At 56.5% G+C, this 22705-nt stretch carries 19 protein-coding genes and 1 pseudogene; 6 read left to right on the top strand and 14 right to left on the bottom strand.

Annotation, left to right across the window (positions count from 1 at the left end):
* Positions 1 to 89 precede the first annotated feature (89 nt).
* A complete protein-coding gene (locus D5066_RS05200) occupies positions 90 to 1304 on the bottom strand; it encodes a multidrug efflux MFS transporter (protein WP_119915265.1) in 1215 nt (404 codons plus the stop codon).
* Between the two features lie 168 nt (positions 1305 to 1472).
* Positions 1473 to 2156: an extensin-like domain-containing protein gene (locus D5066_RS05205; protein WP_080328094.1), complete on the bottom strand. Its 684-nt coding sequence runs from the start codon at positions 2154 to 2156 to the stop codon at positions 1473 to 1475.
* Positions 2157 to 2259: 103 nt separating this feature from the next.
* On the opposite strand from D5066_RS05205, the gene ddlA reads away from it, so the two are divergent.
* Complete coding sequence (gene ddlA, locus D5066_RS05210) at positions 2260 to 3360, top strand: D-alanine--D-alanine ligase (RefSeq protein ID WP_119915266.1); 1101 nt, start codon at positions 2260 to 2262, stop codon at positions 3358 to 3360.
* On the opposite strand, the gene D5066_RS05215 is transcribed toward ddlA, so the two are convergent.
* Positions 3357 to 3587 carry a DUF2754 domain-containing protein gene (locus tag D5066_RS05215; protein WP_028012119.1) on the bottom strand — a complete coding sequence of 77 codons (231 nt, stop codon included), beginning with the start codon at positions 3585 to 3587 and terminating at the stop codon, positions 3357 to 3359. The genes ddlA and D5066_RS05215 overlap by 4 nt on opposite strands.
* Positions 3588 to 3836: 249 nt before the next feature.
* Between D5066_RS05215 and D5066_RS05220 the strand changes: the two genes are divergently transcribed.
* Entirely contained in the window at positions 3837 to 4136 is a 300-nt protein-coding gene (locus tag D5066_RS05220; protein WP_080328096.1) for a DUF2755 family protein, read from the top strand.
* Here D5066_RS05220 and D5066_RS05225 read toward each other — a convergent pair.
* From D5066_RS05225 to D5066_RS05235, 3 genes are all read right to left on the bottom strand, one after another.
* The gene (locus D5066_RS05225; RefSeq protein ID WP_119915267.1) at positions 4133 to 5230 is read right to left on the bottom strand and encodes a DUF1615 domain-containing protein; all 1098 of its coding nucleotides are present in this window, start codon (positions 5228 to 5230) and stop codon (positions 4133 to 4135) included. The genes D5066_RS05220 and D5066_RS05225 overlap by 4 nt on opposite strands.
* Positions 5231 to 5244: 14 nt before the next feature.
* The gene (gene sbmA / locus D5066_RS05230) at positions 5245 to 6465 is read right to left on the bottom strand and encodes a peptide antibiotic transporter SbmA (RefSeq protein ID WP_119915268.1); all 1221 of its coding nucleotides are present in this window, start codon (positions 6463 to 6465) and stop codon (positions 5245 to 5247) included.
* 115 nt (positions 6466 to 6580) lie between these two features.
* Entirely contained in the window at positions 6581 to 7114 is a 534-nt protein-coding gene (locus D5066_RS05235; protein WP_119915269.1) for an isochorismatase family protein, read from the bottom strand.
* Positions 7115 to 7318: 204 nt separating this feature from the next.
* On the opposite strand from D5066_RS05235, the gene ampH reads away from it, so the two are divergent.
* Entirely contained in the window at positions 7319 to 8479 is a 1161-nt protein-coding gene (gene ampH, locus D5066_RS05240) for a D-alanyl-D-alanine-carboxypeptidase/endopeptidase AmpH (protein WP_119915270.1), read from the top strand.
* A 2-nt stretch (positions 8480 to 8481) separates the two neighbouring features.
* On the opposite strand, the pseudogene D5066_RS05245 reads toward ampH, so the two are convergent.
* Positions 8482 to 9105 (bottom strand): annotated as a pseudogene (locus D5066_RS05245) (helix-turn-helix domain-containing protein).
* 87 nt (positions 9106 to 9192) lie between these two features.
* Positions 9193 to 11967, bottom strand: coding sequence for an autotransporter YaiT-related protein (locus D5066_RS05250; RefSeq protein WP_119915271.1), 2775 nt, complete (start codon positions 11965 to 11967; stop codon positions 9193 to 9195).
* A gap of 451 nt (positions 11968 to 12418) precedes the next feature.
* On the opposite strand from D5066_RS05250, the gene hemB reads away from it, so the two are divergent.
* Both hemB and olsF read left to right on the top strand, forming a co-directional pair.
* On the top strand, positions 12419 to 13393 hold the full coding sequence (hemB, locus tag D5066_RS05260) for a porphobilinogen synthase (protein WP_119915273.1): 975 nt from the start codon (positions 12419 to 12421) through the stop codon (positions 13391 to 13393).
* Positions 13394 to 13465: 72 nt separating this feature from the next.
* Positions 13466 to 15166: a bifunctional ornithine lipid synthase OlsF gene (gene olsF / locus D5066_RS05265; protein WP_119915274.1), complete on the top strand. Its 1701-nt coding sequence runs from the start codon at positions 13466 to 13468 to the stop codon at positions 15164 to 15166.
* A 79-nt stretch (positions 15167 to 15245) separates the two neighbouring features.
* Here the strand turns inward: olsF and tauD are convergent, their stop codons facing one another.
* From tauD to mmuP, 6 genes are all read right to left on the bottom strand, one after another.
* Entirely contained in the window at positions 15246 to 16097 is an 852-nt protein-coding gene (gene tauD / locus D5066_RS05270; RefSeq protein ID WP_119915275.1) for a taurine dioxygenase, read from the bottom strand.
* Complete coding sequence (gene tauC / locus D5066_RS05275) at positions 16094 to 16921, bottom strand: taurine ABC transporter permease TauC (RefSeq protein WP_119915276.1); 828 nt, start codon at positions 16919 to 16921, stop codon at positions 16094 to 16096. The genes tauD and tauC overlap by 4 nt, the downstream gene beginning before the upstream one ends.
* Positions 16918 to 17685, bottom strand: coding sequence for a taurine ABC transporter ATP-binding subunit (tauB, locus tag D5066_RS05280; protein WP_119915277.1), 768 nt, complete (start codon positions 17683 to 17685; stop codon positions 16918 to 16920). Before tauB ends, tauC begins: the two co-directional genes overlap by 4 nt.
* 10 nt (positions 17686 to 17695) lie before the next feature.
* Positions 17696 to 18658 (bottom strand): taurine ABC transporter substrate-binding protein, encoded by a 963-nt coding sequence (gene tauA / locus D5066_RS05285; RefSeq protein ID WP_119915278.1) that lies wholly within the window; start codon positions 18656 to 18658, stop codon positions 17696 to 17698.
* 208 nt (positions 18659 to 18866) lie between these two features.
* Positions 18867 to 19799 carry a homocysteine S-methyltransferase gene (gene mmuM, locus D5066_RS05290; RefSeq protein WP_119915279.1) on the bottom strand — a complete coding sequence of 311 codons (933 nt, stop codon included), beginning with the start codon at positions 19797 to 19799 and terminating at the stop codon, positions 18867 to 18869.
* A complete protein-coding gene (mmuP, locus tag D5066_RS05295) occupies positions 19786 to 21186 on the bottom strand; it encodes an S-methylmethionine permease (protein ID WP_001194698.1) in 1401 nt (466 codons plus the stop codon). Before mmuP ends, mmuM begins: the two co-directional genes overlap by 14 nt.
* A 364-nt stretch (positions 21187 to 21550) precedes the next feature.
* Here mmuP and D5066_RS05300 point away from each other — a divergent pair, with 364 nt between their 5' ends.
* Entirely contained in the window at positions 21551 to 22660 is a 1110-nt protein-coding gene (locus D5066_RS05300; RefSeq protein WP_119915280.1) for an AI-2E family transporter, read from the top strand.
* The last annotated feature ends 45 nt before the right edge of the window (positions 22661 to 22705 follow it).

The raw sequence follows: 22705 nt of genomic DNA on the forward strand, positions 1-22705 counted from the left end.
CAGCGAAACGTTTTTCTATAAAAAAACGCCGCATTTTGTTATATAAAAATGCGGCTACCATAAGAATATATAATACATCTGAGAAAAGGTTATTTCGCCGATTTCGCCTCCGCTAATTGCCTGCGACGATGCAGGGCAATAGCCAGCTGGATAATATTAATCAATACCACAATCGCCGTTGCGGCAAATACCCAACGAAAACCGGCCATTGCAGAAACGGATGCGCCAATAAGCGGACCGGCAACGTTGCCTAAATACATAAACGACTGGTTATATCCAAAAATACGCCCCGTGACCTGATCGCTGGAATATTTGACCAGCAGCGTCTGGACCGCGGGCAGCATAGCGCCATCCGCAAAGCCGAGTAAAAATCGCAGCACGCCGAGCTGGAGCGGAGAAGTGACAAACGACATGGCGAAAAAGAGCACGACCGCAAAAATCAGCGTCGCCATCAGGATACGCGCCGTGCCGATCCTGTCACCCAGTTTACCCAGACGCGGCGCAGAGATCAGCGCGGAGACGCCCGGCACGGCGGCAATCATACCGCTGAGGAAGGCGATATTGTTGCTGTCTGGCTCCATCGACTTAATAAACAGCGCCAGAATCGGGCCGACCGAGCCGTTACAGAGTTGGATCACCATGGTGGTGACAAACAGGCTAATCATCAGCCCCGGATAAGGCAGCGAGGCGAAAACGGCCTTGCCGCTCAGGCGCTCAGATTTACTGATAACCGGTCGGCCTCCTTCTTTAATAAGAAAGAGCGTCACCAGAAAACTGACCACCAGCAGGATCGCGGTGATGATGAACACCGCGCGCAGACCGACGTGGTCCGCCAGAAAGCCCCCCAGCAGCGGGCCGCCGATAACGCCGCTTATCTGGGCGGTGGAGAGCGTGCTCAGCGCCCAGCCGCTGCGTTCGCGCGGTACCTGAGAGGCAACCAGCGCCATAGCGTTCGGAATATACCCGGATGTTAGCCCCATCACAGCACGCAGGAAAAACAGCTGCCAGACGTTGGTGGCGAAGGCCTGCAGAAGAATGGCTATCGCCATCCCGAGCGAGGCGCGCAGCAGCATCAGCTTACGCCCTTTTCTGTCGGCCAGGCTGCCCCACATCGGTGACACAATGGCGGAGACCAGAAACGTGACGCTGAACGTCAGGCCGGACCACATAGAGAGCGCTTCGTGGGAGGTGACCCCCAGCTGTGACACGTACAGCGGCAGGAATGGCAAGATCTGGCTGATGGCAAGCCCGGTGAAGAAGCAGCCGAACCAGACCGAGATAAGATTAACTTTCCAGGATTCCATAAAGAAATAGTCTTCATTTTTAGGCGAATTCGCCGTCAGATTAGCAAGTTACGCGCCTTAACGTCGCACCAGAGATGCGCCCTTGCTGACTTTGGTGTTTTATCTTCCCAGTCATCATATTTGTGAAATAAGTCACAATTCATCCATTTTCTGGCGGAATATTATGCTTCAGCGGCAGAGCCCGAAACCGCGCATTCCCAGATGGAAATGGTTGGCATGCGCCGCGTTATACTCCGGCCCCAGACCGTTCCCGTAGTAGCCGCAGCTTGCCGCCAGCATGGCTTTCAGCCACGGCTGCGTTTTTGCCGATCTCCAGCCGTTCAGTACCGTAACACGCTCCCCGTTCGCCAGCCGGAAAGCAACGATATCCAGGGCTTCTGCCGTCGCATGCTCGCTGCGCCGCGCGTCAGGCCGGTGGTAAATATTGCGACAGGCAAAGCTGCCGAGATGCTCAATGCGCGTCAGTTCGCTTCCCGTGAAGCGTTTGGTCAGAGGCCGGGCCTGCTGGCTGACGAACAGCGCAGAGCCGAGCGCCAGGGGGCAGCTGGCAAGAAAACTGCCGTTCAGGCTGACGGGGCCGAAGTCACGGACGCGGACGACGTTGCTCAGCGGACACGCTCCGCCGCTGTCCGCGACCGGTTGCGTGCGGATAAGATTTCGTTGATTAGCCTGCGCCAGCAGGTTCACGCAGGCTTCTGGCGTTAAGCGCCGCAGCTTATACTGGGTAATGCGGCCCGGCGGGTCGTCCAGGGACAGCGGCGTAAAAGGGTTGTAGTAAGACGGCAACCAGCGATAGCCCGCCGTTGCGATTGCCCCAAGGATGAAAACGGTCAGCAGCGTTTTTCCTTTCACTCTCCCCCCTCATTGTTCCCCAAAACATTATGGCAGAAGGCCGCGAAACCCGCAGGGCATCGTGGTATGTTATTGGCTTTTCGTCAGACTGGAAGAGAGTGAGATGGCAAAGCAGCGCGTAGGTATTGTCTTTGGGGGAAAATCAGCGGAGCACGAGGTTTCATTGCAATCGGCTAAAAATATTGTCGATGCGATCGATAAAAGCCGTTTTGACGTGGTGCTGCTGGGCATTGATAAACAGGGCCAGTGGCATGTTAACGATGCCAGCCAGTATCTGCTGAATGCCAACGATCCGGCACACATCGCCCTTAATCCTTCGGAAATCAGCGTCGCCACCGTACCCGGCGTTGTGAAAGGTCAGCTCATCGACGCCGGCAATGCGCAGGCTCTCGCCCAGATCGACGTGGTCTTCCCCATCGTTCACGGCACCCTCGGCGAAGACGGTTCCCTGCAGGGGATGTTACGCATGGCCAACCTGCCGTTTGTGGGCTCGGACGTGCTGGGCTCCGCCGCCTGCATGGACAAAGACGTCACCAAACGCCTCCTGCGCGATGCCGGGTTGAATATCGCGCCGTTCGTGACGCTTACCCGCGCCAACCGCGACAAACACAGTTTCGCGCAGGTTAGCGCTGAACTGGGTCTGCCGCTGTTTGTGAAGCCAGCCAACCAGGGCTCCTCCGTGGGGGTCAGCAAAGTCACCACCGAAGCAGAGTTCACGCAAGCCGTCCGTCTGGCGTTCGAGTTCGACCATAAAGTGGTGGTTGAGCAGGGGATTAAAGGCCGAGAAATTGAGTGCGCGGTGCTGGGCAACGATTTTCCACAGGCCAGCACCTGCGGTGAAGTGGTCTTAAACAGCGACTTCTACTCGTACGACACCAAATACATTGATGATAAAGGCGCCCAGGTTGTTGTTCCTGCGGATATCGATCCGGCCATCAACGATAAGATCCGGGCGATCGCCATTCAGGCCTATCAGACGCTCGGCTGCAGCGGAATGGCGCGCGTGGACGTGTTCCTGACGCCGGAGAACGAGGTGGTGATCAATGAAATCAATACGCTGCCGGGTTTCACCAATATCAGCATGTATCCAAAACTGTGGCAGGCCAGCGGGCTTGGCTACTCTGAGCTGATCACCCGTCTGATCGAGCTGGCGCTGGAGCGTCATGCCGCCGACAGCGCCCTGAAAAGTTCCGTTAACGGTTAATCGGCACCTTTAGCCGTCTCCTCCGCTGTCGTCTCTTCAGGACGACGGCGGATAATCAACCCTGCCAGCCAGAAACTGATTACCCAGGTCACCAGGCCCACGGCATAGGTTTGCCAGCCTTTTGCCTCAAACCCCAACAGCCCCACGACGCCGTTAAGAATAAAAATCAGGCCAATAGCAAAAGCGTAGTAGTGCCAGTCACGGCGAAGTTTGGACGTGAGCTTCATAACAACTCCGGCAGGGAAAAAAGACATCCTCTCACAGTTTTACCGCCAGGTCTGTGGCAGATGCGTAAATTCTGAAATGCGATAATGTTTCACTTAAGTTAATAAATTGTGATGTGATGCAGAAATCGACAATCCAGGAGAATTCCTGAGCGTAAATTACCACGATTCTGATATTGACAAATGCGATGACCTGTCAAACTCACCCCGTAAGACGCGTATTAAAACAGAGTGATACCACGGGAGGTCAACATGGCTGACTTTACATTGTCGAAACCGATTTTTGGCGGCAAACCAAAAACCTCCACGGCGGGTAATATCGCGTATGCCCTGTTTGTCCTGTTCTGCTTCTGGGCAGGCTCCCAGCTGCTCAATATGCTGGTACATGCGCCTGGCGTTTATGAACACCTGATGCAAGTGCAGGATAACGGACGCCCGCGCGTTGAAATCGGGTTTGGCGTCAGCACCCTGTTCGGTCTGATCCCCTTCCTCGCGGGTTGTATGATTCTGGGCGTCGTCGCGTTAGTGCTGCGCCTGCGCCGTCGTCATTAATGCCCCATACAGCGAGCCCGGCGATCGTCCACGCGTTTTGCGAACCAGGCTGTGGTCAGGTTACGCGTGATCTTCGGGCTTTCCAGCTGGATCCCCGGCAGGATAGCCCTCGGTAACGTTTTCCCGCTCTTCTTCTCTGCAAGGGCAAACACCTTTTTGTAGAGATCCGTTTTCTCAAATGCCAGGCTGTCGCCTTTCTCAAGCTGACGGCGAATGTCGCTGTTGCTCATATCAAGCGTTGCCGATAATTTCCGGATCGCCCGCTCGGTGCTTCCCGCCTCGCTGCTGCCGTAGGCGATGAGATCGCCGTCCAGCGCCAGCTTGACGCCGCTTGCGCGGCTGACCGCGCTCTGAAATGCCGCGTTACGGCTGGCATACCAGCCCGCGTTAAAGTCTGCGAAGCGGTACAGGGGCTCGCTGTAGTTCGCCGGATAGTTCAGCAGATGATACGTACCGAACCACAGTCCGCCGCGTAGGGAGAAGACCTCCTGACGCACCGTACCGTCGATGTTCCACGGGTAGCCGTCGGTATGCTTCTCGGCAAATGCAATGCTCACCTGCATCGGGCCACCGGTGTGAACCGGGTTCAGTGAGCCAAACAGTTTTTGCCCCATCGGCACCATGTTAATGAAATCATCAAAGATGGCGCTGAGCTGTTTTTCGGTTTTCACCGTATCCAGCCGTTCGCTGTAGCTTTTGCCGTTTGGCGAGGTGATTTTCAGCGCGGTATGCACGAGGAACACCGGGATATGCATTGATTCCGCGCGGCGGTCGATCTCTTTCCAGGCAATTTTGTTGAGACCCGGCACCACCGGGTCTGACTGGTACATCGACTCCTGCTGCGCCACCGCCAGCACCGAGCAGATGTTCTCCTCCGTGGGGGCAATCTTCTGGCTTTCAAAGGTTTTTGCCAGCGCATCCGCCCACGCGTTGCGATCCTTCACGCTGGCGGGCATTTTTTGCCGCACAACGCTTGCGACATCCACGGGCTTCTCGCCCTTTTTAAGCGGAGCAGCCCCTTTTTCGGCACAGCCCGCCAGAACGAGGGCGGCCAGCAAGGACAGCGGTAACGCGCGCGGTACGGCAAAAGACATAGCAACTCCCTGTATTAGCTAAATGTGTTGGTGACTTCCTGCAGGTCACGATCGTCCAGCTCTCGCTCGAAGCTGCGCAGACGTTTGTAGATGGACATCAGTTCTACCAGGGTGGTCCAGGAGTTAATCAGATACTGGAACGAGTTTCTGACCTGATCGAACACGTTGGTAATCTGGGTCAGTAAGCCCAGCGTGATTGTTCCCGCAACAATAGACGGGAACAACAGGAATAGTCCAAAAACAGTATCGACCTGCAGATAGAAAATACGGGCAATATTGAAATACATGTAGTGGAAATAGAGCCGGAAATAGTTGAAACGGACGTTGCGGAACAGCTCTTTTATCGTCGGAGGCGCAGCGCGCGTTGGGTCGTCCTCTCCGTAGACCAGTTCCTTACGATAGGCCGCTTCCACACGCTGATTCTTAAACTCTAAGCCCGGCAGCTTAATCCCGACGACGGCGAGCAGGCCTGTGCCCATAAGCGACCAGACCAGCGCCAGGATGAGCAGGCCGTACGGTAAATGTCCGACAATCGGCAAGGCTGAAATATGGGGAGAAAGCGCAACCAGAATCGGTAAGAACGCAAACAGTTTCAGGATGGCATTAAGCAGGCTGACGCCCATATCCTCAAGCGTTGACGCGAAACGCATGGTGTCTTCCTGAACGCGCTGAGCAGCACCTTCAATATGGCGCAGACGCTCCCAGTGGGTCATGTAGAATTCGTTCATCGCCGTACGCCAGCGGAAAACGTAATGGCTGACGAAGAAATTATTCAGCACCGCCACGGTGACAGCGATCATCGCAATGCCCATAAAAATTTTTAACTGATTATAAAGCTCGCCAATTGGCACCCTGTTAGGGGCGCTCAGCGCCTTCTGGATGAGATCGTAGAACGGGGCATACCACGCGTTAATGGCTACGCTCACTTCGACCAGAAACCAGGTGACAAAAATAATCAGCGACGTTCCCAGAATGGACCACGTCTGCCAGCGATGAGGGGAATAATTAAACCAGAACAGCGCAAACAGCCCGACGCACAGCGCGTAATAGGCATAAAACAGCAGATAGCTGAACGACCAGAAGCGCGCCGCGCTAATCGGCACCTCGCCTGTCGCCCCCACGATGCGTGTCAGCCATGCACCGCCGCCCGCCAGCCAGAACACGACGGCGATCAGTGCCCAAATAAATGCCGACAGGAAAAAAGGCCCCGGCTTTGGGAAAAAAGACTTAAACATGATACTTCCTTCTTGTTGTTATGGTTGTTGCTGTGCTCAACACATTACCACATGAATACCTTGCCCGAGCCGGTGTCCCGGCTCGGGCAAAAAGGTCAGACCCGTGGGTTGATTATTAGTTCGCTTTCCAGTTTTCGAGAATTGTTTCGGTGCGTTTCACCGCGAGAGGGTTCGCTGGCGCAATGAAGTTCCGCCAGACGTCGTTGTGGTGGTGAATCAGAATTTGCGCTTCAGCAGCCGGGCGGTTGGCGGTGGTATGGGCATCTTCTGCCACGGTAATATGGTAACCCCGGCTGACGCCGTTTTTGATTGTCGCGTCGACACAGTAATCGGTGGCGCAGCCGCAGATGACAAACTCGCGAATGCCCTGCTCGCGTAACAGCGCTTCAAGCGTGGTGTCGTAAAAAGCATCACACGCGGTCTTGGTCACGTACAGCGCGCCAGCAGGTTGATGGAGTTCAGGCAGCAGCGCAAATCCGTCACTTCCCTCTTCCAGCCCCCCGGCCTCGGCATGCTGAATAAAAATCACCGTGTCGGCAGCCTGCGTAAGCTGGTTGATCAAAGAGACACACTTCTCGCGCTGATGACGAGGCGTTTCAAACACCCCGTTCTGCATATCAACCACCATTACCACACGCTTTTCAGACATACCGTTCTCCGTAAAATTGAGTGACACTGGCATCTATCATAAGCCTGATGTCACAAAATGGGAGAGCGCTCGCAGGGAAATTGTTCATATTTACCCATGGTTACGTTTTTCTCGCTATCGTTATGTCATTCGGGGCATTGCACGGTGCCGATTAGTAGTATAAATACCCATTACTTTCCTCATTCACTTCATGGATGCTTTTCGTTGAAACGTTGTCTGCTCTCTTTTGCCGCGCTGTGTGCGGTGAGCTTTTCTACTGCCCAGGCAGCCCAGCCGCTGACGGCACCCGTTTTGGCTTCAGATATCGCCGATCGCTACGCGAACCTTATCTATTACGGCAGCGGCGCGACCGGGATGGCAATGGTGGTCATCGACGGCAACCAGCGCGTTTTCCGCAGCTTTGGCGAAACGCGTCCAGGCAATAACGTTCACCCGCAGCTGGATTCCGTTGTTCGCATCGCGTCCTTAACCAAACTGATGACCAGCGAAATGCTGGTGAAGCTGCTCGACCAGGGCGTGGTGAAGCTCGACGATCCGCTCAGCAAATACGCCCCGCCGGGGGCCCGCGTGCCGACGTATCAGGGCACGCCAATTCGCCTTGTGAACCTCGCGACGCACACCAGCGCTCTGCCGCGCGAGCAGCCGGGCGGCGCGGCGCACCGCGATGTTTTTGTCTGGCCAACGCGCCAACAGCGCTGGAACTACCTGAGCACCGCCACGCTGAAATCCGCCCCGGGCTCGCAGGCCTCGTACTCAAACCTGGCGTTTGACCTGCTGGCGGATGCGCTCTCCGCGGCGGCGGGCAAACCTTATCCGCAGCTGTTTGAAGAGCAGATCACGCGTCCGCTGGGTATGAAAGACACTACCTTTACTCCTTCCCCGGATCAGTGCCGTCGCCTGATGGTGGCGGAGAAAGGCGCAAGCCCGTGTAACAACACGCTGGCAGCAGTGGGCAGCGGCGGGGTCTACTCCACCCCGGGCGACATGATGCGCTGGATGCAGCAGTTCCTCTCTTCAGATTTCTACGCGCGCAGCAGCCAGGCCGATCGTATGCAGACCCTGATTTATCAGCGCGGCCAGCTGCAGCGCGTCATTGGGATGGACGTGCCGGGTAAAGCCGACGCGCTCGGCCTGGGATGGGTTTATATGGCACCGAAAAATGGCCGTCCGGGCATTATTCAGAAAACGGGCGGTGGCGGCGGGTTCATTACCTATATGGCGATGATCCCGCAGTCCAACGTGGGCGCGTTTGTGGTGGTTACCCGTTCTCCGCACACGCGTTTCGTTAATATGAGTGATGGCATTAATAACCTGGTGGCCGAGCTGAGCGCCAACAAAGCCCAGGTGCTTACCGCGTCTAATTGATCTTAATATTCCGTGGGCAAGCGGTTGATGCTGACCAGCTTGCCCCGGCTCATATTAATGTAGTTACCTTGCCGCAGAGCGGCGAGAACCTCAGCAACAACTGAACGCGAAATACGTGTACTCTGTTGAATATGATTCATCACACCAATTTTTGAGCGCAGCGTTTCATCCCACTCCGCCATATTCAGCAGCATGGCTCGAATCTGATGATAGGAATTATTTCCCACCAGCTGCATATCACGTTTTTCAAGCATGTAATTTATCTAGGATAACCAACCGAAAGCCTCTTTCCATAACGCGTTCTGTTGTATAAGTTGACGGGTGGTTTCAGTGGACAAATAAAAACCCGTGCAGGGTGTTTTGGCTATCACTTTATATTCCCGATAGTGATTAATCATTACTGTGGACAGCCCAAAAATAAACGGGGCTTTCGCGATACCCACAAGCAGTTCATCGGAATGACGACAGATTTCGATTATACCGGTTTGTAATACGGTCGTACGGGGTTCATGACACTCACCAGATGTAATTAATTGTTGTGGAGCATATTTAAAAGGGGTACTGGCTGATTTCAGACACTGTTCGAGCCGGCTTAATTCAGAAAGTGGTTTCGCATTAACATTCATGCAGACCTCAAGACATCCGTATTTGTCGGTTCAATATTGTTTTTATGAATAAAAAAGCGGGGGGATATCCTCCCCCACTTTTATGCATTACCAGGTATACTTCACACCCAAATTGGCGCCCCAATTCTGGTCAACGTCGCCGCCGCCCAGATAAGTGGCATCCGTATACGCACTGAAGTTCTTCGTGAAGCTGAACTGGGTGCCCAGCCCGACCCGCACAGCGGAGCCTTTCACACCGTTATCAATGCTGTCACCGTTAATATCAGCGTTGTTATCGGCATCGTCGTAGACGTAGGCCAGTTTGAAGTAAGGCGTCAGGGCCTGATCGCCACCGTAGTTGAAGGTATAACCCGTATCCACTCCCAGCTCATAACGCAGGCTATCGTAAGATTGACCATCCATGCGCATATCATTGCTGAGGCGATAATCATCACCTGACTGGAAGAGCCCAGACACGGCTGCGTACGGCGTGACATAGCCGGACAGGTTTGGCTTCCAGTCATAGCCCAGTTTCAGCCCAAAACCAACTGCGTCATTGGTGGTGTTGCCGTCAACATATTGACCGTTGCTCATGTTAGCAGACAGATCGCTGTTGAAGCGGGTATAGCTCAGGGAGCTGTCGAGGAAGAGATCGTTCATGAACTTCGCTGATGCGTAGATCATCGCCGTCTGGCTGTCCTGATCGACCTGACCGGTACGATCGCTGATATCCCCCTTCGCGAAACCTGCCGCACCACCGACAATCCACTTCGCATTATTACCGTCAATCTGCGTATCCAGACCAACCATAATACCGCTCACATCCTGGTCGTAGCTAATAACGCCATTGTCGCCGTCGAAGTTACCCCCGAAGTAGCTCACCCACGCCCCGCCGTTATCCGCCAGGCCGTGACGGCTGTTAGTCAGACGCGTACCTACGGTATCCTGCTGCAGATTCCAGATGTTGGTATTGGCTGATGGGATGCTCAGCGCCATATTGGCGGAGTCGGTCAGCTCTTTCTGCTGGAGGACAACGGAGTCACCCTGCTGCTGCGCCTGGTAGGTGTAAGCACCTAAATCGGCTTTGTTTGCGGCTGTCAAGCTGGCTGCGGTGCCCGTGTTGCTGTCATAAACGTGGATAATTTCCTTGTTTTTATAATCAGCAACGGAACCCGCTCCAGTCGCATCATCGATGCGCACTTTGTAGTTACCGCTAACGTCACCGTTCACAGCCAGATGACCGTCAGAATTCAGCGCGACGACGCCATAGTCGTACTCCGCCTGATACGGATCGTTGGTAATATAGCGTGCGTTGTTCAGATCGCTATTTAACACATAATCGCGGCTGGCAACATTCAGCACACCACCATCGGTAAGTACCATATTGTGCGTATCAATCTGGCCCAGACCCAGCGCCAGTTCAGCACCATTGTCTACGGTAATGGTGTTGGCATAGAGTTCTGCCGTCTCTTGCGTCAGCGCTGTACGGCTATAGCTGTCCAGATACAGACTGTCGGTCGCGACGGCACCGCTGTCGCCAATATTCAGCGTTGAAGCATTGGTCAGCGTAATGGAGTCCGCCAGCAGTCCAGAGTTTTCTACATTCACCTGCGACTGATTATTCACCGCCAGCGTATCGATGTTAGAAACTTTACGGGTATCCCACTCGGAGCCCTGATCCAGCGTAACGTTGAACAACCCGCTTTGATAGACCTCTTCACCCGCAACATGACCATTACTGTCATAGGTGGAATCAGGCCAGATGCTGTCAGGAGAAAGGGTGCTCCAGTCAACATCGCTGTATCCCTGGCCGTACATCCGGGAGGTGCCAATAGCTTCAACACTCGACTGAGCTGCACCCACCCATTTACTGCCGTTGGTCAGCGTGACATCGAGCCTATCGGTACCGTCCCAGCCGTTAGTGGTTGGGTTATACACACCGTCGTCAGTGGTATCGGTTTCCGGGTCGCCATTCTCGTAGAAGTTGTTATCAAAGGTGCTGGAGAACAGGATGTCGCCGGTGACGGTAGAATGATCAAAGATAGCTGTCGTCTGCATCGCATTATCAGACGCGCTCGCGGCGACGATCAGCGCCGCGTCATCCGCGCCCGTCGCGTTGGTTTCACCATAGTCGCTCGGCTTAGCCGTCTGGCCGTAGAACCCGCTGGTCCCCAGATCGCTGTACGCACCGGAGGTCAGCACAGAGTCTTTCATCACCAGCGTATCGGTAAAGACATTGCTGCTGTCAGCAACGCCTTCAACACCGTCGTATGGTGTGTTATCGAGTTCCTGATAACCCTGCGTCAGCGTGATACCCGCGATGTGGGAATTGTTCTGAATAACGATATCAGATTCAACGTCCAGAGTGATTGCGTTACCCAGACCATAGGTGTCCAGATAATCCGTTTCAGTAGCTTCGCCATTGACGACGTCATACGCGTAATGCTCGTAGGTATCGTTGATGGTGGAGTTATTAACCGTCAGGCTAAAACGATCATACTGGGCATGACTGGTACCGTCGGTATCCACGCCATCCGCACACGTCGTGGTCATACACTCTGACGTGATCATGCCGTTAATAGTGCTATTAGAAATACTTAACGCGTTCGCACGACCATTGATTCCATCATCCAGATAGTATGTTGAAATAACACCGTTCACCGTTGATTGATTAATCACCGGATAAATATCACCATCGTGGGTAACGTCTGAGTAATCCCAGTCAGCGTAGCCATAATACCATGGGCCAGATGCTGTATTATCATATCCAAAAGTATTATATGTCGTGCCGGAAATATCCTTCGCATTGGCCTGAGAAGCGATAGCCAGGGTACAGGCTAATGCAAGTTGAGATACAACCAGTTTCTTTTTCCATATTTGCATTGGGTCATCCCTCCTCAGGGACGTAAGCAAGTTTATCCATCAAACCATTTGGCAATATTTTATTGCCGGGGGGATTATGCATTTCCATTTCGAAAAGGTTCAATGAATGTTTCCATTAAGTCCGTATCCAGACCAATAACACTTCAATACGATAAACGCATAGGGCATCGTAGATAAATATCATAAAAACAAAACGTTAAAATACAGGCACGCCAATACAAAACACACAACAACAAAAAATAGATTATTTTTAATGATGCATTCCCATTAATATAGAAACAACACGAATACCTCCTCTCTTTTTAGCAATACATCGCCCTGTATTATATATATTGATGATATGAAACTGACTGGCCGCATTTCGCAAAAACAAAATGCCCACTTTAGTAAAACACCTGTCTTCACTTTGAGGTACACTAACCTTCTTTGTTCCACAAACATCAGGCATATCATGACCGATTTAATTGCACGTCCCCGCCGCCTGCGTAAGTCACCTGCACTGCGCGCTATGTTTGAAGAGACAACACTGACCTTAAACGATCTGGTGTTGCCGATTTTTGTCGAAGAAGAGATTGATGACTACAAAGCCATCGAAGCCATGCCGGGCGTGATGCGCATTCCAGAAAAACATCTGGCGCGCGAGATCGAACGTATCGCCAACGCGGGGATCCGCTCGGTGATGACCTTCGGCATCTCCCACCATACCGATGCGACCGGCAGCGATGCCTGGAAAGAAGATGGCCTCGTTGCCCGCATGTCCCGTATCTGCAAAGAGACCGTGCCGGAAATGGTGGTCATGTCCGATACCTGTTTCTGCGAATACACCTCCCACGGCCATTGCGGCGTGCTGTGTGACCACGGCGTGGACAACGATGCCACCCTGCTGAACCTCGGTAAGCAGGCGGTCGTGGCTGCCGCTGCGGGTGCGGATTTCATCGCGCCGTCTGCCGCGATGGACGGCCAGGTTCAGGCGATCCGTCAGGCGCTGGACGCGGCTGGCTTCACCGATACCGCCATCATGTCCTACTCCACCAAATTTGCCTCCTCCTTCTACGGCCCGTTCCGTGAAGCAGCGGGTACGGCGCTGAAGGGCGATCGTAAGACCTACCAGATGAACCCGCTGAATCGCCGGGAAGCGATTCGCGAATCCCTGCTCGACGAAGCTCAGGGTGCAGACTGCCTGATGGTGAAACCGGCTGGCGCATACCTCGATATTCTGCGCGACATCCGCGAACGCACCGAACTGCCGCTTGGGGCATACCAGGTGAGCGGTGAGTACGCGATGATCAAATTCGCCGCGCTGGCCGGGGCAATCGACGAAGAGAAGGTGATCCTCGAAAGCCTGGGGGCGATCAAACGCTCGGGCGCGGATCTGATCTTCAGCTACTTCGCGCTGGATCTGGCCGAGAAAAAAATCCTCCGCTAATCTTCACCAAACTGCAATACAACCGACATCTGCTCCTTCTACTGTCTTCGCAAGACGGCAGGAGGAGTAATCATGTTTAGCCTCGATAGCGTTCTCGACGATCTTTGGCCTCAGGCGAGGCCTGCACCCTGGCAAAAAAGTCTGTTAAAAAGGCTGTTTTACGAAGACGAATTCCAGCAGTTTGCCGCCGCTCACCGCCACCTGAAAGGACTGGATATGGTGGAGCAAGTTCTGGAGCACCTTGATATTCTCTGCACCGTTTCCGCCCGCGATCTCGAACAAATCCCCGAACATGGCCCGCTGGTCATTATTGCCAACCACCCGACGGGCACGCTGGACGGGCTGGCGCTGATGTACGCCGTCTCCCGCGTGCGACGCGACGTTAAAGTCGTGACCAACCGGATGCTGACCCACCTTGAGCCCCTCAGTTCGCTGTTTATTCCGGTGGACAATATGGGCGGCAGAACGGCGAAATCGTCGCTGGTGCAAATGGAGCAGCATCTGCAAAACGCGGGCGTGCTGATCTTCTTCCCGGCAGGAGAAGTTTCGCGGCCCACGCGCAAAGGCATTCGCGATAAGAAATGGCACTCTGGCTTTATCAAACTCGCCAGCAAGCTGCGCGCCCCGCTGCTGCCGGCGCATATTCAGGCGCACAATAGCCTGCTCTTTTATGCCAGCACGCTGGTGTCGCCGACATTGTCGATGCTGCTGCTGATGCAGCAGATGTTCCGCCGACGCCATAGCCAGCTGCCGATTAAAATCGGCCAGCAGATCGCCTGGCATCACTGGCATAGCGCCACCCTTTCGTCGCGTGAGTTGGCCGAGCAGTGCCGTCAGCATGTGATGCGTCTTGGCAAGGGATTGCCTGGCGTCTTTAAAACCCAGTGCGCCATCGCCCGTCCGGAAGACCGGGCCACCCTGAAACGCGAGCTGGCGCAGGCCGAGTGTCTGGGGAAAACCAGCGACGGCAAAACCATCTACCTGTGGCAGCGCAACGGGCAGGAAGAGGCGCCTCTTCTGCGCGAGCTGGGCCGCCTGCGCGAGATTGCGTTTCGCGCGGTGGAGGAAGGAAGCGGTAAACGCCGGGACACCGACAGCTACGATGACGATTATCTGCACCTGATCCTGTGGGATGATGATGACTTAGAAATTGTCGGTGCGTATCGCTTTATGCCAACGGCCATGCAGGTCGAAAAACGCGGCGTTGACGGGCTGTACAGCTACAGCCTGTTCCACTACGACGACAAAATGCAGGACGTTCTGGAACACGGCATTGAGCTCGGGCGCAGCTTTATTCAGCCGCGCTACTGGGGACGTCGGGGGCTGGACTATCTGTGGTCCGGCATCGGGGCTTACCTGGCGCGTTACCCACACTACCGCTATCTGTTTGGCCCGGTTTCCATCTCCGGCGGCTTACCGCCTGCGGCACGGGATCTGCTGGTGGCCTTTTATCGCCTGTGGTTCCCGGCAACGCATCCGTTGGCCGCGTCACGTCAGCCGTATCCGGCGTCGTTACCGGACGTGCTGGCACAGTTTGGCGGCGTGGATTACGTGGACGATCTGACGAAGCTGAAATCCCTGCTCGGTAATCTGGGCTGCGGTATACCGCCGCTGTACAAACAGTATTCCGAGCTGTGCGAGCCGGGCGGCGTGCAGTTTATTGATTTCGGCAGCGACCCGGCGTTCAACGACTGCGTCGACGGGCTGGTGCTGGTGGATTTGTGCTACCTGAAGGCGAACCGCTATCAGCGGTATATTGAGGTGCACCTTTAACCCCGTTGCCCGGTGGCGCTACGCTTACCGGGCCTACAATGGAACGTAGGCCCGGTAAGGCAACGCCGCCACCCGGCAATCAAAGCGCACGATAAAACGGCTTATCCCCCAGAATCGTCGCCCGCTGCATAATCCTTCGCTGCGGCAGATAGTCCGCATTGGCATAGTGCTGCGTCACGCGGTTATCCCAGATCGCCAGGTCGTTTTCCTGCCAGCGCCAGCGCACCTGAAACTCCGGCTTAGTGATATGCGCGAACAGGAATCCCAGCAGCGCTTCACTCTCTTTTTCCGTCACGTCCACGATGCGCGTCGTGAACCCTTCGTTCACGAACAGCGCCTGTTTGCCCGTGACCGGATGGGTGCGCACCACCGGATGCAGCAGCGGCGGATGCTTCGCCACCGCCTCCTGCCAGCGCAGGTGCTCCTCTTCGGTTTTACGGTATTTGTATTCCTGGAACGATTTTTTAAAGTCGTGCTCCGCCCGCAGTCCGCTCAGCAGCGTCCGGAACGGCGCGGAGAGCGCCTCATACGCCGCAATCCCGCTGGCCCACAGCGTATCCCCGCCCGTCTCCGGCAGCAGCTTCGCCGCCAGAATCGCCCCGGCGGGAGGCGTCTCGATAAAGGTCACATCGGTGTGCCAGTTGTCGTTATCCGGTGGGTTATCATTGTGGGTGTCCAGAACGATAATCTCCTCCACCCCTTCCGCATGCGGATAGACCGGGTGGATATGCAGATCGCCAAAGCGCAACGCCAGCGCGCGCTGCTGCTGCGGGGTGATTGCCTGCTCGCGCAGGAACACCACCTGATGGCGCAGCACCGCGTGGTACAGCTGCTCGAACTGGTTGTCGCTCAGCGGCCGGGTCACATCCAGGCCCGACACCTGCGCGCCAATGTACGGCCCCAGCGGGGTAATGGTCAGACGTTCACTCATTGTATTTCTCCATGCCAGGGCGTCAGGCTGCGCTGTAGCGCGCGCAGCCCCAGTTCTAATCCGAAGGCGATGACGGCAATCACCGCTATCCCCGCCAGTACCACGTCAGTCGCCAAGAACTCCCCCGCCGACTGCACCATAAAACCAAGGCCGCGCGTGGCCGCAATCAGCTCCGCCGCCACCAGCGTGGACCAGCCCACGCCGAGGCCAATGCGCAGACCGGTTAAAATCTCCGGCAGCGCGCCAGGTAAAATCACGAACAGCAGCACCTGCGCGCGGCTGGCCCCCAGCGACTGCGCCGCACGGATCCGCACCTGCTGGGCACTCTTCACGCCCGCCAGCGCCGACATGGCAACCGGGGCAAAAATCGCCAGATAAATCAGCAGGATTTTTGACGTTTCGCCGATGCCGAACCAGATCACCATCAGCGGCAGATATGCCAGCGGCGGCACCGGACGGTAAAGCTCAATCAGCGGGTCGAGAATGCCGCGCACCGTCGGGCTCAGGCCCATCGCGATCCCAACCGGAATCCCGATAATCACCGCCGCCAGCAGCGCTACCAGAATGCGCGCCAGGCTTGCGCCCAGGTGCTGCCAGAGCGTTGCATCCATAAAGCCCTGCGGCCCGGCGATGGTAATGAGTTTTGCCAGCACCTGCCCCGGCGGCGGCAAAAACAGCGGGCTGATCCACGCCTGCGCCGCCACTATCCACCACACCGCCAGCAGCACCAGCAGCGTGCCCACGCTCAGCGTAAACTGCCGGGAGAACGGCCAGCGTACAGTAAGGCGCGTGCGGCGCTTTTTTTCACTGAAGACGATGCTCATGAGAAAGCCTCCCGCTGTTCGAACACGCGGCTTAAGACGTATTCCCGTTGCTCAATAAACCGCGGGTCGGATTTGATGCTGCGCACGGGCTCTCCCGCGACGTAGCGGCGGGCGAATTCGAGCGGCAGACGCTCCAGCACGCGCCCCGGCCCCGGCGATAGCAGCACCAGCTCGGTCGCCATAAACACCGCCTCTTCGATGTCGTGGGTAATCAGCAGCACCTGCTTGCCCGTCTCATGCCACAGGCGCAGCAGCAGGGTCTGCATCTGCTCGCGGGTGAAGGCATCCAGCGCCCCGAACGGCTCGTCCAGCAGCAACAGCCGAGGGTTTGCCGCCAGCGCGCGGGCAATGCCAACGCGCTGACGCTGGCCGCCGGAAAGCTGCCAGATAAAGCGTTTTTCAGCCCCTTCCAGACCGACCTTTTTCAGCATCTCCCGCGCCGTTGCCAGCCGTTGTTCACGGCCAACGCCCGCCAGCTGCAGGCCAAAGGCCACGTTTTCCTGTACGTTGCGCCACGGCAACAGCCCCTCATTCTGGAAGACCACGCCGCGCTCTGCGCCCGGGCCCTCCACCTTTTTGCCTTCCAGTTGAATGGTGCCGTACTGATACGGTACAAACCCGGCGATCAGATTCAGCAGCGTGGTTTTTCCGCACCCTGACGGGCCGAGCACCACCAGCAGTTCACCGCTGTCCAGCGTCAGGTTGATGTCCTCCAGCGCGGGTTTACCACCGTAATCGGCGTACAGGTTCGTAATATTCAGCATGGCGGACTCCTTATTTCACAAAACGATCGGTCACGTACTGGCTGTAATCCGCCGCCACCGCGGGCACTTTGCCCTGCTCCTTCAGGAAGGTGGCGGTATCGACAATCGCTTTATTTACCGGCCCGGTCAGCTGCTGCACCTGCTGCGCGGGCGTCAGATAGGTATTGCCTTTCACCAGCCCCGGTACGTCCGCTTCCGGCACGCCGCTCAGGCGGGAGAGTTTTTCCAGGTTGGCGGGCTGCTTCAGCCACTCATCCGGGTTACTGATGTACGGCTGCTGGGCGTCGATCGCGCTTTTAGCGAAGGCTTTGACTACCTCAGGATGTTTCTCGGCAAAGTCTTTGCGCACCACCCACACGTCGAGGGTTGGCGCGCCCCACTGGCCCACTTTTTCGGAGTCGGTCAACACGGTGCCGTCTTTTTCCAGCTCGTTCACGGCGGGCGCCCAGACGTAAGCGCCGTCAATGTCGCCGCGCTGCCAGGCCGCAATAATCGCCGGAGGTTGCAGGTTGAGAATTTGTACCTGACCCGGCTTGATGCCCCAGTGTTTGAGGGCTGCCAGCAGGCTGTAATGGGTGGTGGAAATGAACGGTACGGCGATACGCTTGCCGATCAGATCTTCCGGTTTGGTGATGGTTTTCTTCACCACCAGCGCTTCGGAATTACCGAGCTGCGAGGCGAGCAGGAAAACTTCAATCGGCACCTGCTGGCTGGCCGCCACCGCCAGCGGGCTGGAGCCGAGGTTGCCAATCTGCACGTCGCCGGAGGCCAGCGCCCGCACGATGGCCGCGCCGCTGTCGAACTTGCGCCAGTCGACGTTCGCGCCGCTCTCTTTAGCAAAGGTATTGTCCGCCTGCGCGACTTTCGCCGGTTCCGCAGAGGTTTGATACGCGACGGTGACGTCCACCGCCTGTGCCTGAAATGCCCACAGCGCCAGCGCGCCAAGAAATGTGATTCGCGATGAAATTGCCATAATGCCTGCTCCCCTTGTTGTTATGAGGGCAGTATTTCCGGCGCGGGAATTTTGATAAAGGAATAAAAATGAATCGCTCATAACGATTCGTTTTTAGATAAAAAGCGGGAAAGGATAGTTGGTTTTGTGCGGTTGGTTTTTTCCCCTCACCCTCTCCCCAAAGGGGCGAGGGGATTGTTCACTGCCCGCATTAAATTGTGGGGATTCCTCAGCGCTGCGCGTTCAGCTCCGCAATATCCTTCGGCGTGGTGCGACAGCATCCGCCGATTAACTTCGCTCCCGCTTCCAGCCACTGAGGTAAATATCCCGCCAGCGTCTCGCACGTTTCACCGTGGTGATGCCAGGTTTTGGTTACCGCATCATAATGCTCCCCCGAATTCGGGTAGACCACCAGCGGCAGCGATGTCAGGCTGTGCAGGTGCTTCAGCGCCGCCGTGGTGTTTTCCAGCGCGATACAGTTGATGCCCAGCGCGACGACCTGCGGATAGTGCTCCAGAGAAGAAACCACGTCACGCAGCGGCGTACCGTCGCTCAGGTGCTCGCTGTCCCGCAGGGTAAAGGAGAGCCACGCCCGGGCGCGGGGGTACTCGGCCAGAAGCGCCACCAGTGCCTTAATCTCCGCAAACGAGGGCAGCGTTTCGCAGGCCAGCAGGTCTGCCCCTGCATCCAGCAGTGCTTCCACGCGCGGGCGGTGGAATTCTGTGAATTCTTCGACGCTGCGCACGTAGTCGCCACGATATTCTGAGCCATCCGCCAGATACGCGCCGTACGGCCCAACGGAGCCCGCTACCAGCAGCGTGCCCGCATGCGGGTTTTCGGCCAGGTACGCTTCGCGCGCCTTACGCGCCAGCTCCACGCTTTTACCAATCAGCGCGCGGGACTGCGCCTCGTCCAGGCCGCGCGCTGCAAAACCCGCAGGCGTGGCCTGGTAGCTGGCGGTGATCGCCACCTGGGCACCTGCGCGGTAGTAATCAAGATGCACTTCGCGGATAAGATCCGGGTTTTCTACCAGCACTTTGGCAGACCAGAGGCTGTCTGCAAGGTTACAGCCGCGCGCTTCCAGCTCCGTTGCCATTGCGCCATCCAGCACCACAAACGGCTGTTTTTCGAGGATGGCGGTAAGCGGATTATTCTGCGACATGTTCAGGCTCCTGCGATGTCATATTTCGGGTCAGGTAGTAGGCACCATAACACAGGGCGACGAACGGGAGCCCGCAATAAAGGGCAATACGCTGGCTCGGGTCAAACCACAGCCCGACGCAGGCCACCACGCAGAGAATAAAGCCCAGCACCGGCACCAGCGGATACCACGGCGCGCGGTACTGCAGCGCAGAGAGCGGCTGGCCGGACTGCAGATGGCGACGACGGAAGACGAAGTGCGACGCACAGATGCTGATCCACACCGCCACCACCGCAAACCCGGAAATTGCCGAGAGCGCCACAAACACCGTGTCCGGGGCCACCACGCTTGAGAACAGCGCCAGCACGCCGCCGAGCATGGAAACCGAGAGCGCCGTCAGCGGCACGCCGTTTTTGTTCACGCGGGCAAAGCAGCGCGGGAGCGTTTTCTCATTCGAGAGCGACCACAGCATGCGGCCAGACGCGTACAGCCCGGAGTTCGCCGCCGAGAGGATCGCCGTCAGGATCACGAAGTTAAAGATATCAGCCGCATAAGGAATGCCGACCTTCTCAAACACCAGCACGAATGGGCTCTTTTCCACGCCCGCCTGCTGCATCGGGATCAGCGCCGCCAGCACAAACACGGTACCGATAAAGAAGATGATCAGCCGCGCAATGGTGGTGCGGATCGCCACCGGAATCACCTTGTGCGGATTTTCGGTTTCCCCCGCCGCGATGCCGATAAGCTCGGTCCCGGAGAAGGCAAAGTTCACCGCCACCATGGTCATCAGGATCGGCAGGCCGCCGTGCGGGAACCAGCCTTCGGCGGTGATGTTGCTTAACCCCGGCGCGGGTGAACCGTCCTGCATCGGGATAAAGCCAAAGACCGCCGCCCCGCCGAGGATGATAAAGGCGATGATGGTGATGACCTTCACCAGCGAGAACCAGAATTCACCTTCGGCAAAGAAGCGCGTGGAGATGACGTTAAGGCCGAAAATCACCACGCAGAAGACCACGCACCACGCCCAGACAGGCACCTGCGGGAACCAGTACTGCATGCAGAACCCGGCGGCGGTAAAGCTCGAGCCGAGCGCCACCGTCCAGGTGAGCCAGTAGAGCCACGCCACGGTGTAGCCCGTCGCCGGGCCAAGATAGCGGGCGGCGTAGACGTGGAACGCGCCGGTTTCCGGCATCGCCACGGAGAGCTCGCCCAGACACTGCATCACCAGCCAGACCACCAGCGCGCCGATCAGGTACGCCAGCAGCGTGCCTGCCGCACCGGTGGTGGAAATGATGTATCCGGTATTGAAAAATAACCCTGTCCCAATCACGCCGCCCAGCGAGAGCATAATCAGGTGGCGTGTTTTCATGGTGCGCTTAAGCTGTCCATTTTCTTGTTGTGTTTGCATATCACCTTCTATACGTATGGACATCTAAACATCCAAAGAAGGTGTGTTATACCGCGATTGTTAATAAAAAGCTAGATGACCAGACGCAAACGGGCACGCCGCGCACTGAGTCTGGGATGGGTTGTGAGGATCACATAGAGAATCGGACGCCAGGCCATAAGCACCTCCGCAAGCAGATACTTACAGCATGGTGCGGGTGCGTGCGTTCTTCGGTCAGTCGAAAGTGGTATCCGTGAAGAGCGGGTTCATACCGCAACACCGTCCATAGGCCGGGTAAGGCGCAGCCGCCACCCGGCGGAAGGGTTGGTAAATCCTAAAATCAGTTCTATAGTCGTCACAGTTTCTTAGTAACCAGGACTGACTGATGCGCTTTAACGGACTGACCAAAGGTTTCTTTATTTTTATTCTCGCCCTTGTCACCTGGGCTTTCTTCGACGTGCTGTCGCCCTACTTCTCCGCGATACTGTGGGCAGCTATTCTGACCGTCATTTTTAACCCGGTAAAAAACAAGCTGCGCGCCGCGCTGGGGGATCGCAACGGGCTGGCCTCGCTGCTGACGATCGGCATTATCTGCCTGATCGTCTTTATCCCGCTGATGGTGATCTTCTCCTCGCTCGCCATTGAGCTGAACGTGGTTTACACGAAGCTCCAGGAGAACAACACGCAATTCCCGGAAGTGGTGGCGAGCATCTTCAACCACCTGCCGGACTGGGCCAGCGGCTTCCTGGCGGATCACAACCTGACCAACGCGGCGCAGATCCAGAAAAAACTCTCCGATGTCGCGCTGCAGGGCGGGCAGTATCTGGCGGGCAGCGCGTTTTTGATCGGCAAAGGCACGTTTGGCTTTGCGATTAGCTTCGGCATCATGCTTTATCTGCTGTTTTTCCTGCTGAAGGATGGGCCGTATCTGGTGCGTCAGATCCTCGATTCCCTGCCGCTGTCTGATTTTGTTAAACAGCATCTGTTCGCTAAATTCGTCGGCGTCTCCCGGGCGACGGTGAAAGGGACGGCGGTGGTGGCCGTGGTTCAGGGCACGCTCGGCGGGATCGCGTTTGCCATCGTCGGCATTGACGGCAGCGTGCTCTGGGGCGCGCTGATGGCGTTCCTGTCGCTGGTTCCCGCCGTCGGCTCGGCGATTGTCTGGGTGCCAGCCGCCATCTTCCTGTTCGCCACGCACCAGCTCTGGCAGGGGCTGTTTATTGTTGGCTTCTTCGTGATTATCGTCGGGCTGGTGGACAATATTCTGCGCCCGCTGCTGGTGGGAAAAGACACCAAAATGCCGGACTACCTGATTTTGATCACCACCCTCGGCGGCATGGAGCTGTACGGCATTAACGGCTTTGTTATTGGGCCGCTCATTGCCGCGCTGTTTATCGCCTGCTGGAACCTCTTCTCCGGCCGCGATCACGCGGGCAATGCCGAAGAGCTGGACGCGGATTTCATCGAAGAGGGAAAAAACCCTCCAGATTTGTAGGGATGTGACGATAACGACCACACCAGGCGGCGCTGTGCCGCCTTT

Origin of the sequence: Enterobacter chuandaensis (assembly GCF_003594915.1) — a bacterium.
Lineage (GTDB): Bacteria > Pseudomonadota > Gammaproteobacteria > Enterobacterales > Enterobacteriaceae > Enterobacter > Enterobacter chuandaensis.